This is a genomic window from Nocardioides sp. (assembly GCF_041393715.1).
GTDB lineage: Bacteria > Actinomycetota > Actinomycetes > Propionibacteriales > Nocardioidaceae > Nocardioides.
Genome location: NZ_JAWKJQ010000005.1, coordinates 121195 through 133660 on the forward strand (window position 1 = coordinate 121195; position 12466 = coordinate 133660).

General features: G+C 71.9%; 15 protein-coding genes. 11 read left to right on the plus strand and 4 right to left on the minus strand.

Going from position 1 to position 12466, the window contains the following annotated elements:
• Nucleotides 1-1185, plus strand: coding sequence for an MFS transporter (locus R2740_RS09505; RefSeq protein WP_371302445.1), 1185 nt, complete (start codon nucleotides 1-3; stop codon nucleotides 1183-1185).
• Between the two features lie 98 nt (nucleotides 1186-1283).
• Complete coding sequence (locus R2740_RS09510) at nucleotides 1284-1496, plus strand: hypothetical protein (RefSeq protein ID WP_371302446.1); 213 nt, start codon at nucleotides 1284-1286, stop codon at nucleotides 1494-1496.
• A 10-nt stretch (nucleotides 1497-1506) separates the two neighbouring features.
• Here R2740_RS09510 and R2740_RS09515 read toward each other — a convergent pair whose 3' ends face one another.
• Nucleotides 1507-2082 carry a cob(I)yrinic acid a,c-diamide adenosyltransferase gene (locus tag R2740_RS09515; RefSeq protein ID WP_371302447.1) on the minus strand — a complete coding sequence of 192 codons (576 nt, stop codon included), beginning with the start codon at nucleotides 2080-2082 and terminating at the stop codon, nucleotides 1507-1509.
• A 203-nt stretch (nucleotides 2083-2285) separates the two neighbouring features.
• Here R2740_RS09515 and R2740_RS09520 point away from each other — a divergent pair, with 203 nt between their 5' ends.
• From R2740_RS09520 to R2740_RS09540, 5 genes are all read left to right on the plus strand, one after another.
• Entirely contained in the window at nucleotides 2286-2594 is a 309-nt protein-coding gene (locus R2740_RS09520) for an STAS domain-containing protein (protein ID WP_371302448.1), read from the plus strand.
• Nucleotides 2595-2672: 78 nt separating this feature from the next.
• Complete coding sequence (locus tag R2740_RS09525) at nucleotides 2673-4718, plus strand: protein meaA (protein ID WP_371302449.1); 2046 nt, start codon at nucleotides 2673-2675, stop codon at nucleotides 4716-4718.
• A gap of 24 nt (nucleotides 4719-4742) precedes the next feature.
• Nucleotides 4743-4895 carry a hypothetical protein gene (locus R2740_RS09530; protein WP_371302450.1) on the plus strand — a complete coding sequence of 51 codons (153 nt, stop codon included), beginning with the start codon at nucleotides 4743-4745 and terminating at the stop codon, nucleotides 4893-4895.
• A 28-nt stretch (nucleotides 4896-4923) separates the two neighbouring features.
• Nucleotides 4924-5448, plus strand: a complete 525-nt coding sequence (locus R2740_RS09535; RefSeq protein ID WP_371302451.1) for a ferritin — start codon at nucleotides 4924-4926, stop codon at nucleotides 5446-5448.
• Between the two features lie 9 nt (nucleotides 5449-5457).
• Nucleotides 5458-6372 (plus strand): FAD-dependent oxidoreductase, encoded by a 915-nt coding sequence (locus R2740_RS09540; RefSeq protein WP_371302452.1) that lies wholly within the window; start codon nucleotides 5458-5460, stop codon nucleotides 6370-6372.
• Nucleotides 6373-6378: 6 nt separating this feature from the next.
• Here the strand turns inward: R2740_RS09540 and R2740_RS09545 are convergent, their stop codons facing one another.
• Both R2740_RS09545 and nucS read right to left on the minus strand, forming a co-directional pair.
• Entirely contained in the window at nucleotides 6379-6906 is a 528-nt protein-coding gene (locus tag R2740_RS09545) for a DUF952 domain-containing protein (protein ID WP_371302453.1), read from the minus strand.
• Nucleotides 6907-6913: 7 nt separating this feature from the next.
• Complete coding sequence (nucS, locus tag R2740_RS09550) at nucleotides 6914-7597, minus strand: endonuclease NucS (protein WP_371302454.1); 684 nt, start codon at nucleotides 7595-7597, stop codon at nucleotides 6914-6916.
• 20 nt (nucleotides 7598-7617) lie between these two features.
• Between nucS and R2740_RS09555 the strand changes: the two genes are divergently transcribed.
• The 3 genes from R2740_RS09555 to R2740_RS09565 all read left to right on the plus strand — a co-directional run bounded on the left by R2740_RS09555 (nucleotide 7618) and on the right by R2740_RS09565 (nucleotide 10901).
• Nucleotides 7618-8178, plus strand: a complete 561-nt coding sequence (locus tag R2740_RS09555; protein ID WP_371302455.1) for an NUDIX hydrolase — start codon at nucleotides 7618-7620, stop codon at nucleotides 8176-8178.
• A 64-nt stretch (nucleotides 8179-8242) separates the two neighbouring features.
• Entirely contained in the window at nucleotides 8243-10054 is a 1812-nt protein-coding gene (locus tag R2740_RS09560) for a 3-hydroxyacyl-CoA dehydrogenase family protein (protein WP_371302456.1), read from the plus strand.
• Between the two features lie 79 nt (nucleotides 10055-10133).
• Nucleotides 10134-10901 carry an endo alpha-1,4 polygalactosaminidase gene (locus R2740_RS09565; protein WP_371302457.1) on the plus strand — a complete coding sequence of 256 codons (768 nt, stop codon included), beginning with the start codon at nucleotides 10134-10136 and terminating at the stop codon, nucleotides 10899-10901.
• 4 nt (nucleotides 10902-10905) lie between these two features.
• Here the strand turns inward: R2740_RS09565 and R2740_RS09570 are convergent, their stop codons facing one another.
• Complete coding sequence (locus R2740_RS09570; RefSeq protein WP_371302458.1) at nucleotides 10906-11466, minus strand: CGNR zinc finger domain-containing protein; 561 nt, start codon at nucleotides 11464-11466, stop codon at nucleotides 10906-10908.
• 37 nt (nucleotides 11467-11503) lie between these two features.
• Here R2740_RS09570 and R2740_RS09575 point away from each other — a divergent pair, with 37 nt between their 5' ends.
• The gene (locus R2740_RS09575; RefSeq protein WP_371302459.1) at nucleotides 11504-12463 is read left to right on the plus strand and encodes an EamA family transporter; all 960 of its coding nucleotides are present in this window, start codon (nucleotides 11504-11506) and stop codon (nucleotides 12461-12463) included.
• The last annotated feature ends 3 nt before the right edge of the window (nucleotides 12464-12466 follow it).

The following is a 12466-nucleotide window of genomic DNA, read 5'->3' on the forward strand; positions in this document are numbered from 1 at the left end:
GTGCCGGCCCTGACCCCGGACCTCGTGGTGCGGCGCGCTCGCGACGCCGTGATGCTGTCGTTCCTGCTCAACGGGTTCGGCTTCGCGACCTGGGTGTCGCGGATCCCGGAGGCGCGCCATACCCTGGCGCTGAGCAACGGCCGGCTCGGGCTGCTGCTCCTGGCCATCTCCGTGGGGTCGCTGGTGGCCATGCCCAGCACCGGGGCGCTGGTCGCCAGGTTCGGCGCCGCCGCGGTGGTGCGCGCCGGGGCGACGGCCGACGTCGCCGGGCTGATCGTCACGGCACTCGGCGTCGCCGTGGTCGGATCGGTCCCGATGACGGCGGCGGGGCTGTTCGCCTACGGCCTCGGCGTGGGTGTCTGGGACGTCGCCATGAACGTGGAGGGCGCCGCGGTCGAGCGAGGCCTGGGCCGCACCATCATGCCGCGGTTCCACGCGGGCTTCTCGCTCGGGACCGTGGCCGGTGCCGGGGTGGGCGCGCTGGCCACCGCGGTCGGCGTACCCATGGTGGCGCACCTGGGGGTGGCCGCCGCCGCGATGGGCACGCTGGCGTGGTGGTCGGCCGGCCGGTTCCTCCCGGTGGCGTCCGAGGAGCTCGCCGAGAGCGAGCGTCGCTCCGCCTGGCGGGCCTGGCTGGAGCCGCGCACGCTGCTGATCGGGGTGATGGTACTGGCGCTGGCGATGACCGAGGGCACCGCCAACGACTGGCTGGGGGTGGCGCTGATCGACGGCTACGACGTCTCGCGCCCGATCGGGGTCCTCGGGTTCGCCGGCTTCGTCGCGGCGATGACGCTCGGCCGGGTCGTCGGACCGGTGCTGCTGGACCGGTTCGGCCGGCTGCCGGTGCTCTGGGCGACGATGGCGATGGCCGCCGTCGGGGTGCTGCTGATCGCCTACGGCCAGCTGCCCGCACTCGTCGTGCTGGGGATCGCGCTGTGGGGGATCGGCGCCTCGCTGGGCTTCCCGGTCGGCATGAGCGCTGCCAGCGACGACCAGGCGCACAGCGCCGCGCGGGTCGCGGTCGTCTCGACCATCGGCTACACCGCCTTCCTCGTCGGCCCCCCGTTCGTCGGGTTCGTCGCCGACCACGTCGGCACCCTGCACGCCCTGCTCGTGGTTGCCGTGCTGCTGGTCCCCGCTGCGCTGGTGGTGCCCGCGGCCCGGGAGCAGCGCGCCGACGGGTGAGGGGCCCTCGCCGGACCCAGCGGGCCGGCGCCGGCGCACCGGTATCCTGGCGAGCAGACAGGTGCGAACGGGCGTGCCGATCGAGCAAAGGGGCAACCATGGCTGCAGGTGGGCTGATCGCGGCAGCGGCGTTCCTGCTGGTGATGCTGGTGGCCCTGATCGTCATTGCGGTCGTCGTCGGTCGCAGCGGGCGCCGGCAGCCACCCCCGGGTCCCAGCGGGGAGAGCATGCCGTCAGGGCCGCACGAGGCCGTGGACTACCACGCCGCCCGGAGCGACGCGCTGCGGTTCCAGAACCCCAACCAGGTCTGAGGGTCGCCGGCTACTCTCTCTCACCGCCAGGTATCCACAGCACGTCACCGTGCTCCTTGTTGGCGTGCCTCGCGAGGATGAACAGCAGGTCCGACAGCCGGTTCAGGTAGCGGATCGCCACCAGGTTCATGGTGTCGCCGTGCTCGGCGTAGGCCGCCCAGGCCGACCGCTCGGCGCGCCGGCAGACGGTCCGTGCGACATGGAGCAGCGCCGCGCCGGGGGTGCCGCCGCTGAGGATGAACGACCGGAGCGGGTCGAGCCCCTCGTTGTAGGCGTCGCACAGCGACTCCAGTCGGTCGACGTACTCCGGCAGCACGCGCAGCGGCGGGTGCTCGGGATTCTCCACCACGGGGGTGGAGAAGTCCGCGCCCACGTCGAACAGGTCGTTCTGCACGCGCGTCAGCACCGTGACGACGTCGTCGGGCAGCCCGCCGAGCGCGATCGCGGCGCCGAGCTGGGCGTTCGTCTCGTCGACGTCTGCGTACGCCGCCAACCGCAGGTCGGTCTTGGTGGTTTCGCTGAAGTCGCCCAGCCGGGTGGTCCCGGCGTCGCCGGTGCGCGTGTAGATCCGGGTGAGGTTGACCATGGGGCGAGGCTATCGGCCGAGCCGAGGCGGATGCCCCCTTCTCGCACGGACACACCGTTACGAAAACGTGGCAACCGTTTCGGGGTGACGTGCGTCATAGTTGACGTGTCGAGTCGGACACGACTGCGGTGGGTGAGGCGGGGTCGGGGGGCCCCGCCCCACCATCTCGGTCCACGGCGACACCGACAGAACGGGGGCTGGACATGGACATCGTGAGCGAGGGACCCACGCTGCTCCTCGGCGGCGAGTTCGACGTGCGCTGCACCGGCGACGTCCGGCGCGCCCTCTACGAACAGCTGGCGATGCACCAGTCCCATCTCGTCGTCGACCTGTCTGGCGTGGTCGCGATCGACGTCACCGCGCTGAAGGTGTTGGCGGTGGCCAGTCGCGAGGCCAACCGCCGAGGCGGCCACCTCACGCTGCGCGGCTGCGGCCCGCACGTGATGCGGATGCTGCACATGACCCGGCTGATCCGGCTCGTCGAGGTCGAGCGCACCCCGGTGCCTGCCTGACGCTCGTCGGCCGCGTGTTGGACTTCCCACACGCCGCACGCCTTACCAGACCGGCTGCCCGCCGCCTACCGTGAGCGCATGAGCGAGACGGAACGTCCCCAGAAGGACCGCCCCTGGGTGATGCGGACGTACGCCGGCCACTCCACCGCCGCGGCCTCCAACGAGCTCTACCGCACCAACCTCGCCAAGGGGCAGACGGGTCTCTCGGTGGCCTTCGACCTGCCCACCCAGACCGGCTACGACCCCGACGACGCCCTCGCCCACGGCGAGGTCGGCAAGGTCGGCGTCCCGGTGCCCCACCTCGGTGAGATGCGCCGGCTCTTCGAGGACATCCCGCTGACCGCGATGAACACCTCGATGACCATCAACGCCACGGCGATGTGGCTGCTCGCCCTCTACCAGGTCGCCGCCGAGGAGCAGCATCCCGAGCTCGACCCGACCGAGGTGGCCGCACAGCTGGCCGGGACCACCCAGAACGACATCATCAAGGAGTACCTCTCCCGGGGCACCTATGTCTTCCCGCCCGAGCACTCCCTGCGCCTGACCGCCGACCTGATCGCCTACACCGTCCACGCGATCCCGACCTGGAACCCCGTCAACATCTGCAGCTATCACCTGCAGGAGGCCGGCGCCACGCCGGTGCAGGAGCTCGCGTTCGCGCTGTCGACGGCGATCGCGGTGCTCGACCGGGTGCGCGAGTCCGGCCAGGTCGACGAGGCCGACTTCGAGAAGGTCGTCGGCCGGATCTCCTTCTTCGTCAACGCGGGCGTGCGGTTCGTCGAGGAGATGTGCAAGATGCGCGCCTTCGTCGAGCTGTGGGACGAGATCACCCGCACCCGATACGGCGTCACCGACCCGGCGATGCGGCGGTTCCGCTACGGCGTCCAGGTCAACTCGCTCGGACTCACCGAGGCGCAGCCGGAGAACAACGTCCAGCGGATCGTGCTGGAGATGCTCGGCGTCACGCTCTCCAAGAAGGCCCGCGCCCGCGCCGTCCAGCTGCCGGCCTGGAACGAGGCGCTCGGGCTGCCCCGGCCGTGGGACCAGCAGTGGTCGCTGCGGCTCCAGCAGGTGCTCGCGTTCGAGTCCGACCTGCTGGAGTACGACGACCTGTTCGACGGCTCTCCCGTGATCGAGGCCAAGGTCGCCGAGCTCGTCAGCGGGGCGCGCGAGGAGATGGACCGCATCCAGGCGATGGGCGGCGCGATCGCGGCGGTGGAGGCCGGCTACATGAAGCAGGCGCTCGTCTCCTCCCACGCCGCGCGCCGGGCGCGGATCGAGTCGGGCGAGGAGCAGATCGTCGGCGTCAACGCGTTCACCACCACCGAGCCGTCTCCGCTCACCGCCGACCTCGACGCGGCGATCCAGACACCCGACCCGGAGGCCGAGCGGGCCGCGATCAGCTCGTTGCGGGCCTGGCGCACCGAGCGCGACCCGGAGGCGGTCCTCGAGGCGCTGGACCGGCTGGCCGCCGACGCCAAGACCGACGCCAACCTGATGCCGGCCACCCTCGCCGCCGCCCGGGCGGGCGCGACGACGGGGGAGTGGGCCGCGACCCTGCGGGAGGTGTTCGGCGAGTACCGCGCACCCACCGGCGTCACCGGCGCCCTCGGCGTCGCCCAGGCCGGTGCCGAGCTCACCCGGGTCCGCGAGCGGGTGCGGACCACCGGCGAGGAGCTGGGCGGTCGGCTGCGGCTGCTGGTCGGCAAGCCCGGCCTCGACGGCCACTCCAACGGCGCCGAGCAGGTCGCCGTACGGGCCCGCGACGCCGGCTTCGAGGTGATCTACCAGGGGATCCGGCTGACCCCCGAGCAGATCGTCGCCGCGGCGGTGGCCGAGGACGTGCACTGCGTCGGCCTGTCGATCCTGTCCGGCTCCCACATGGAGCTGGTGCCCGCGGTGCTCGACGGACTCCGCGCGGCCGGCCTCGACGACGTACCCGTCGTCGTCGGCGGGATCATCCCCGAGTCCGACGCGACGGCGCTGACCGAGCGCGGTGTGGCCGCCGTCTACACCCCGAAGGACTTCGGGCTGACCGAGATCATGGACGGCATCGTCGACGTGATCCGCGCGGCCCACGGTCTCGACCGCACTGGCTCCTCAAAGAAGGTTAGGCACACCTAAGTCGACGATGCTAGGCTCCTCGGCGTGGGCAAGGAGCGCAAGCCGAAGTCGAAGTGCTGCAACGACCGTCCGCGCTGCCGCCGCTGCCCACTCCGGATGCTGAAGGAAGGCACCCTCCCTCCGGGGTATACGGTCAAGAAGCGCAAGCTCGTCAAGACCAAGAACCTCGCCGCCTGACCGGCGAGCAGACCCGGCAGGAGGCCAGGTGCCCGCGTCCCGTTTCGTCGACCAGCTCAACGTGCAGATCGGCAACGAGCTGGCGGCCCACAACCAGTACCTCGCCTGTGCGATCCACTACGACGCCCTGACGATGCCGCAGATGGCGGCCTTCTTCTACACGCAGGCGCTCGAGGAGCGCGACCACGCGATGATGATGGTCCAGTACCTCCTCGACAGCGATGCCGACGTGACGATCCCCGAGATCGAGGCTCCGGACGGTGACTTCGAGGACGTCATCGCCCCGGTCGCCCTGGCGCTGGAGCAGGAGAAGCGGGTCACCGACCAGATCAACGGGCTGCTGCGGATCGCCCGTGAGGAGATGGACTTCGCCTCCGAGCAGTTCATGCAGTGGTTCATCAAGGAGCAGGTCGAGGAGATCGCCACGATGAGCGACCTGCTCGCGGTGGTCACCCGCAACACCGACGACCTCGAGGACATCGAGGAGTACGTCGCCCGCGAGCAGGCGCGCGACGGCGCCGACCCGACGGCTCCCCGGATCGCCGGCGCCTGAGCCACGCCCATGGCCCGGGTCACCGTCGTCGGCGCGGGGGTGGTCGGGCTCTCCTGTGCGGTGCGGCTGCTCGAGGCCGGGCATCGCGTCGACGTGCTGGCCCGCGAGCTCCCGCCGGAGACGACCTCGGCCGTCGCCGCGGCCATCTGGTACCCCTACCTCGCCGAGCCCCGGGACCGGGTGCTGGCCTGGGGCACCACGGCGTACGCCGTCTTCGAGCGGCTCGCCGGCCGCCCCGACACCGGTGTGGTCCTGCGCCACGGCACCGAGGCGTTCCGCGAGGCCGGCCCACGCCCCTGGTGGGCCGACGCGGTGCCCGACCTGGCGCCCGCCGAACGGCTGCCCGAGGGCTTCCACGGCGGCTGGACGTTCACCGCCCCGGTGGTCGAGATGCCGGTCTATCTCCGCTGGCTGGCCGAGCGGGTGCAGGCGCACGGCGGCACGCTCACCCGGCTCACCGTCGGCGGCCTTCCGACCGGCCCCGACCTGGTCGTCAACTGCTCGGGGCTCGGCGCTCGCCTGCTGGCCGGCGACCGTGAGGTGGTGCCGGTGCGCGGCCAGGTGGTGCTGCTCGAGCAGGTGGGCCTCGAGGAGTGGTGGCTGGACGGGTCCGGCCTGACCTACGTCATCCCGCGCAGCCGCGACATCGTCGTGGGCGGGACCGAGCAGCCGGGGGAGTGGAGCCCGACGCCCGACCCGGAGACCGCCGAGCGCCTCCTCGCCACGGCCCGCGCCCGGGTCCCCGCCCTGGCCGAGGCCCGGGTGGTCGGCCACCGGGTCGGGCTGCGCCCCGCCCGCAGCGGCATCCGGCTGGAGCGCGAGGGCTCGGTGATCCACTGCTACGGCCACGGCGGCTCCGGGGTGACCGTGAGCTGGGGCTGTGCCGCGGAGGTGGCCGCGCTGGCCGCCGAGGTGCTCGGCTGAGGCCCTTCAGCGGCGGCGCATCACCAGCCACCAGGCCGACCCGCCGACGAGCAGCCCGGCGAGGGCCCCGGCCCCCGGGGCCCAGGCGGCGTCGGCGCGACGCCCCAGGGTCACCCCGAGCGCGATCAGCAGCATCGCCCCCAGGGCCAGGAAGACCCGCACCAGCATCTCCTGGAAGAACAGCGTCGTGAACGAGCCGGTGCCACCGTCGCGGGTCAGCTCCTGGGCGCGGACGACGGCGGCCGGGTCGAGGGGGCCGTAGATGTGCGGGTAGCGAGCCTCGCCGCCCGCGCCGTCGTCGACCGCCTCCTCCCGCCACGGCACCTCGAGCCGCTCGGTGTCGATGGTCAGCAGCACCAGCGGGACGCCGGCGTCGCGGTAGTACCTCCCGAAGACGGTGGGCACCTGCTGTCGGTAGGACGCGTGGAGGAAGCCCTCCTCGTCGAGGGTCCGACCCAGGGTGGAGGTGGTGTAGCGACCCGCGCGGCGGGCCGCCTCCCAGTCCGCGGCGGTGGCGATGTGGAAGATCTCCATGGCCGAGTCAGAACAGCCGATGCTCGGAGTCGTCCATGCCCCGCAGCGCGTCGTAGTCGACGACGGCGCAGGCGATGCCCCGGTCGGTGGCCAGCACCCGGGCCTGAGGTTTGATCTCCTGGGCGGCGAAGATGCCGCGGACGGCACCCTTGCGGGTCAGTGCGGGGTCGCGGTTGAGCAGCTCGAGGTAGCGGGTGAGCTGCTCGACCCCGTCGATCTCCCCGCGGCGCTTGACCTCCACGGCCACGGAGAGCCCCTCGGCGTCGCGGCACATCAGGTCGACCGGTCCGATCGCGGTCGGGAACTCGCGTCGGACCAGGGTCAGCCCGTCGGCGAGTGACGCCGGGTGCTCGGCCAGCAGCTCCTGGAGGTGCTTCTCGACTCCGTCCTTCTGCAGTCCGGGGTCGATGCCGAGGTCGTGCTCGGAGTCGTGGTGGATCTCCTCGATGAGAATGCGGAGCGTGTCGTCGCCCTTCGACGTCACCACCCACTCGACCTGGCCCTCGTCGGTGGTCGCCTCGCGCACCGAGCAGGGCGGCGACATCCAGTTGAGCGGCTTGTAGGAGCCTCCGTCGGAGTGCACCAGGACCGAGCCGTCGGCCTTGAGCATCAGCACCCGGGTGGCCATCGGCAGGTGCGCGGTCAGCCGGCCGGCGTAGTCCACCTGGCAGCGCGCCACGACGAGTCTCACGGTGGTGCAGACTACCGGGGATGACGAAGATCCAGCGGGTCCGCGAGCGGGTCGCCTACCAGAACCGGTTCATCGTCGTGCACGACGACGAGGTGGTCTTCCCGGACGGCCACCCCGGCACCTACATCAAGGTCAGCCCGCGCGGCGAGGGGCTCGGCGTCGTGGTGGTGCCGCGCCGCCTCGACCCGCCCCGCGCTCCGGCGTACGGACTGGTGCGCACGTTCCGCTACCCCGTCGGCGAGCACCAGTGGGGGTTCCCGCGGGGGTTCGCGCAGGGGCCGGACCCGCGGGCGTCCGCGGAGGCGGAGCTTCGAGAGGAGCTCGGCGCGACCGCGTCCCGGTGGACGCTGCTGGGTCACGTGACGCCCGACTCGGGCGTGCAGAGCACCCGGGTCGCGGTCTTCCTCGCGGACGTCGAGGGCGTCGGCGAGCCGACCGACCTCCGCGAGGTCTCCGAGACCGCGTGGGTGGGTCTGGAGGAGCTGCGAGGCCGGGTGGCCGCCGGTGAGATCGAGGACGCGTTCACGCTGGCCGGGCTGCTGCTGGTCGACCTCGCCGACACCGGCCCGGCGGAGGGATGAGGCGGTGCTCCGGCTGTTGCCTACCTCACGGCACCGGAGCCCCGCTGCGTGACATGATCCCGCCATGACCAGCACCCCCGAGCCCGAAGTCACCGCCAGCCGCGAGGTCAGCACGATCGGGGTGATCGGCCTCGGCACCATGGGCGCCGGCATCGCCGAGGTGTTCGCGCGCAGCGGCTTCGACGTGATCGGGGTGGAGGTCGACGACGCCGGGGTCGAGCGCGGCCGCGGCCACCTCGAGCACTCGACCGGCCGGGCGGTGGCCCGCGGCAAGATGAGCGAGGAGGAGCAGGCCGAGCTCCTCGGGCGGATCACCTTCACGACCACCATGGAGGACCTCAAGGTCGCGGACCTCGTGGTCGAGGCGGTCGTGGAGTCCCTCGAGGTCAAGAAGGAGATCTTCCGGCGGCTCGACGACATCGTGCGCGACGACACCCTGCTGGCCACCAACACCTCCTCGCTCTCGGTCACCGAGATCTCCACCGCCAACGCCAAGCCGGGCCGGGTGATCGGGGTGCACTTCTTCAACCCGGCGCCGGTGCAGAACCTCGTCGAGGTGGTGCGCACCGTGGTCACCGAGCCGCAGGTGCTCGCCGACGTGCAGGCGGTGCTGGCGCGGCTCGGCAAGGCCCCGGTGGTCTGCGGCGACAAGGCCGGATTCATCGCCAACACCCTGCTGTTCGGCTACCTCAACCACGCGGTGTCCATGTACGAGGGTCACTACGCCACCCGCGAGGACATCGACGCGGCGATGCGGTTCGGCTGCGGCTATCCGATGGGTCCGCTGGCGCTGCTCGACCTGATCGGCCTCGACACGGCGTACGAGATCCTCGACACGATGTACAAGCAGGGGCGCGACCGGCTGCACGCGCCCGCGCCGATCCTCAAGCAGATGGTCACCGCCGGGCTGCTCGGCCGGAAGTCCGGTCGCGGCTTCTACACCTACGCCGAGCCCGACAGCTCGCAGGTGGTCGACGACCACCTCACGCCGTCGGCCGACGACGCCCCGCAGCTGCGCCGCGACATCTCGGTGGTCGGCGTCGTCGGCACCGGCACGATGGCCTCGGGGATCGTCGAGGTGTTCGCCAAGGCCGGCTACGACGTCGTCTACGCCGGCCGCTCGCAGGCCAAGGTCGACGGGGTGCGGGCCACCATCGAGCGTTCCCTGGACAAGGCGATCCAGCGCGGCAAGCTGGAGGAGTCGGCCAAGGCCGAGGTGCTCGGCCGGCTGCGGGGCACCAGCTCGCTCGACGACCTGGCCGAGGTCGACCTCGTCGTGGAGGCGATCGCCGAGGACCTGCAGGTCAAGACGACGCTGTTCGAGAACCTCGACGAGATCTGCAAGCCCGGGACCATCCTGGCGACCACCACCTCCTCGTTGCCGATCATCGCGCTGGCGAAGGTCACCTCGCGCCCGCAGGACGTCGTCGGCATGCACTTCTTCAACCCGGCGCCGATCATGAAGCTGGTCGAGGTCGTCTCGACCGTCTCGACCGCCGACGACGTGGCGGAGACGGTGCGCGCGCTGTGTGGGCAGGTCGGCAAGGTCGCGGTGTCGTGCGGTGACCGGGCCGGGTTCATCGTCAACGCCCTGCTGTTCCCCTACCTCAACGACGCGGTGAGGATGCTCGAGGCGCACTATGCCTCCGCCGACGAGATCGACACCGCGATGAAGCTTGGCTGCGCCCTCCCCATGGGGCCCTTCGAGCTGCTCGACGTGGTCGGCAACGACGTCTCGCTGGCGATCCAGCGCGAGCTCTACCTCGAGTTCCGCGAGCCGGGCTTCGCGCCCGCTCCGCTGCTGGAGCACCTGGTCACGGCCGGCTACCTGGGTCGCAAGACCAAGCGCGGCTTCCGCGACTACACCACCGCCTGATCGGTCCATTCGCCGTCCTTCCATGACCGCCCGTCGCTGTGACCTTGGAGCGGGGCGGCCACTCGGGCAGGGTGGGCCCATGCGCGGTCTCGTCCTCTCTCTGACTCTCGCTGCGACCCTCGCCGTCGGAGCAGCTCCGGCGGCGGCCGATGTCACGCTGCCCTCGCCCAAGACCGACGTCGACTACCAGCTCGGCGGCAACAAGGCGTTGCCGAAGCACGTGGGGATCGTGGTGCGCGACCGGACGGCCAAGCCGTCGAAGCGGGCCTACTCGGTGTGCTACGTCAACGGGTTCCAGACCCAGCCGAACGAGCGGAGCTTCTGGCGGAACAAGCACTGGGGCCTGGTGCTGAAGAAGGACGGCAAGGCGGTCGTCGACTCGGCCTGGGGTGAGTGGCTGCTCGACATCCGCACCCCCGCCAAGCGCAAGAAGCTGGCGCGGATCATGGGTCGCTGGGTGGCCGGCTGCGCGGACGACGGCTACGAGGGGGTGGAGTTCGACAACCTGGACTCCTTCACCCGCAGCGGCGGGCTGCTGAAGGCCCGACACGCCAAGAACTACGCGCGGCTGCTGGTGTCCGCGGCCCATGAGGCGGGTCTGGCCGCGGCCCAGAAGAACCGCGCCGGCTGGGACGGTACGACGGTCGGCTACGACTTCGCGATCGCCGAGGAGTGCGGACGCTGGAAGGAGTGCGGGCGCTACCGCTCCCACTACGGCAACCACGTGATCGTGGTGGAGTACCGCAAGAAGGACTTCCGCTACGCCTGCAAGAAGTGGGGCGCCAAGCTGCCGATCGTGCTGCGCGACCTCGACCTGACCCCGCAGGGCATCCACCGCTACTGCTAGGTGCTCAGGCGGGCGCCGACGGCTCGGAGGCGGCCGCGGCCCTCCGGGCACGGTAGGCCGCCACGGCGGTGCGGTTGCCGCACGCGGTGGAGCAGAAGCGCCGTGACCGGTTGCGGGACATGTCGACCACCACCCCGACGCAGTCGTCGTTGGCGCAGGTGGAGATCCGGGAGAGCTCCTCGGCGCGGAGCAGGTCGACCACGGCCATCGCGGTCTCGACGGCGATCCGGGTCGCCAGCGGCCGCTCGGGGTCGACCAGGTGCAGGTGCCAGTCCCAGCCGTCGTGGCGCACCAGGCGGGGGAGCGCTCGGCTCTCGGCGAAGGTCTGGTTGACCAGCCTCGCCATCTCGTCGCGATCGGCCAGCAGCAGGGCGCGCAGCGCAGGACGCAGTGCCCGGACGGCGGCCAGCTCCGCGGCGTCGTGGCTGCGTGACCCGCTGTAGGCGTGCCGGGAGTAGAACTCGTCGAGCTGCTCGACGGTGGTCAGGGTGTCGGGCTCCAGGGCGGAGTTGGCCAGCTCCGCCGCCGACGCCAGTGCGGTCGCGGTGTCATGAGCGAAGCGCATGTTGACACCTTACACTGGCCGCCTACTGTCATCAGTCATGACGGCTTTGAGTCATGACGAGGCGGCCAGGGTCCCGGCTCCGGCGGCCGGTGCGGACCTCTCCGCCGGGATGCTGCTGGCCCTGGTGGCGGCCGCGACGTTCGGCCTCTCCGGGGCCCTGGGGCGCGGCCTGATGGACGCGGGGTGGAGCCCCGGTGCGGCGGTCACCGCGCGGGTCTGCGTCGGTGCCCTCGCGTTGCTGCCGGCCAGCCTGCGGGCGCTGCGGGGTCGCTGGCACCTGCTGCGCGACAACCTGGCCTTCCTGGCGCTCTTCGGGCTGGTCTCCGTCGCCGGCTGCCAGCTGGCCTTCTTCCTCGCCGTCACCGAGCTGCAGGTGGGCGTCGCACTCCTCGTGGAGTACACCGCGCCCGTCGCGATCGTCGGATGGCTCTGGCTCCGCTACGACCACCGGCCCGGACGGCTGACGGTCACCGGCGGAGGGCTCGCACTGCTCGGGCTGGTGCTGGTGCTGGACCTGACCGGCGGCGCCTCGGTCAGCCTGGTCGGCCTCGGCTGGGCGCTGCTGGCGATGCTGGCCGTGTCGTCGTACTTCGTGCTCGGCGCGCAGCGGACCGGTTCGCTGCCGCCGATCGCGCTCGCCGGTGGCGGTCTGGTGGTCGGCGCCGCGGCGCTGGCCGTCGCGGGGCTGGTCGGGCTGCTGCCGCTCACCGTCGGCACGGCCGCGGTGTCCTTCAGCCCCGGCGTGGTGCCCTGGTGGGTCGTGGTGCTCGCCCTGGGCGTGCTGACGGCCGCGCTGTCCTACACCGCGGGGATCGCCGCGACGCGGAGACTGGGGTCACGGCTGGCGTCGTTCGTGGCGCTCAGCGAGGTGCTGGCCGCGGTGGTCTGGGCCTGGCTGCTGGTGGGGGAGCTCCCGCACCCGGTGCAGCTGCTGGGCGGCGTGCTGGTGGTGGCCGGCGTCGTCGTGGTGAAGCTGGGTGAGACGCCCGGTCGGTGACCG

What these genes read in the sequence shown, in the direction of transcription:
- R2740_RS09525 (WP_371302449.1), top strand. Translation starts at nt 2,673, where the DNA reads ATGAGCGAGACGGAACGTCCCCAGAAGGACCGCCCCTGGGTGATGCGG.
- R2740_RS09515 (WP_371302447.1), bottom strand. Translation starts at nt 2,082, where the DNA reads ATGGTCAACCTCACCCGGATCTACACGCGCACCGGCGACGCCGGGACC.
- R2740_RS09545 (WP_371302453.1), bottom strand. Translation starts at nt 6,906, where the DNA reads ATGGAGATCTTCCACATCGCCACCGCCGCGGACTGGGAGGCGGCCCGC.
- R2740_RS09565 (WP_371302457.1), top strand. Translation starts at nt 10,134, where the DNA reads ATGCGCGGTCTCGTCCTCTCTCTGACTCTCGCTGCGACCCTCGCCGTC.
- R2740_RS09520 (WP_371302448.1), top strand. Translation starts at nt 2,286, where the DNA reads ATGGACATCGTGAGCGAGGGACCCACGCTGCTCCTCGGCGGCGAGTTC.
- R2740_RS09510 (WP_371302446.1), top strand. Translation starts at nt 1,284, where the DNA reads ATGGCTGCAGGTGGGCTGATCGCGGCAGCGGCGTTCCTGCTGGTGATG.
- R2740_RS09575 (WP_371302459.1), top strand. Translation starts at nt 11,504, where the DNA reads ATGACGGCTTTGAGTCATGACGAGGCGGCCAGGGTCCCGGCTCCGGCG.
- R2740_RS09540 (WP_371302452.1), top strand. Translation starts at nt 5,458, where the DNA reads ATGGCCCGGGTCACCGTCGTCGGCGCGGGGGTGGTCGGGCTCTCCTGT.
- R2740_RS09560 (WP_371302456.1), top strand. Translation starts at nt 8,243, where the DNA reads ATGACCAGCACCCCCGAGCCCGAAGTCACCGCCAGCCGCGAGGTCAGC.
- R2740_RS09555 (WP_371302455.1), top strand. Translation starts at nt 7,618, where the DNA reads ATGACGAAGATCCAGCGGGTCCGCGAGCGGGTCGCCTACCAGAACCGG.
- R2740_RS09570 (WP_371302458.1), bottom strand. Translation starts at nt 11,466, where the DNA reads ATGCGCTTCGCTCATGACACCGCGACCGCACTGGCGTCGGCGGCGGAG.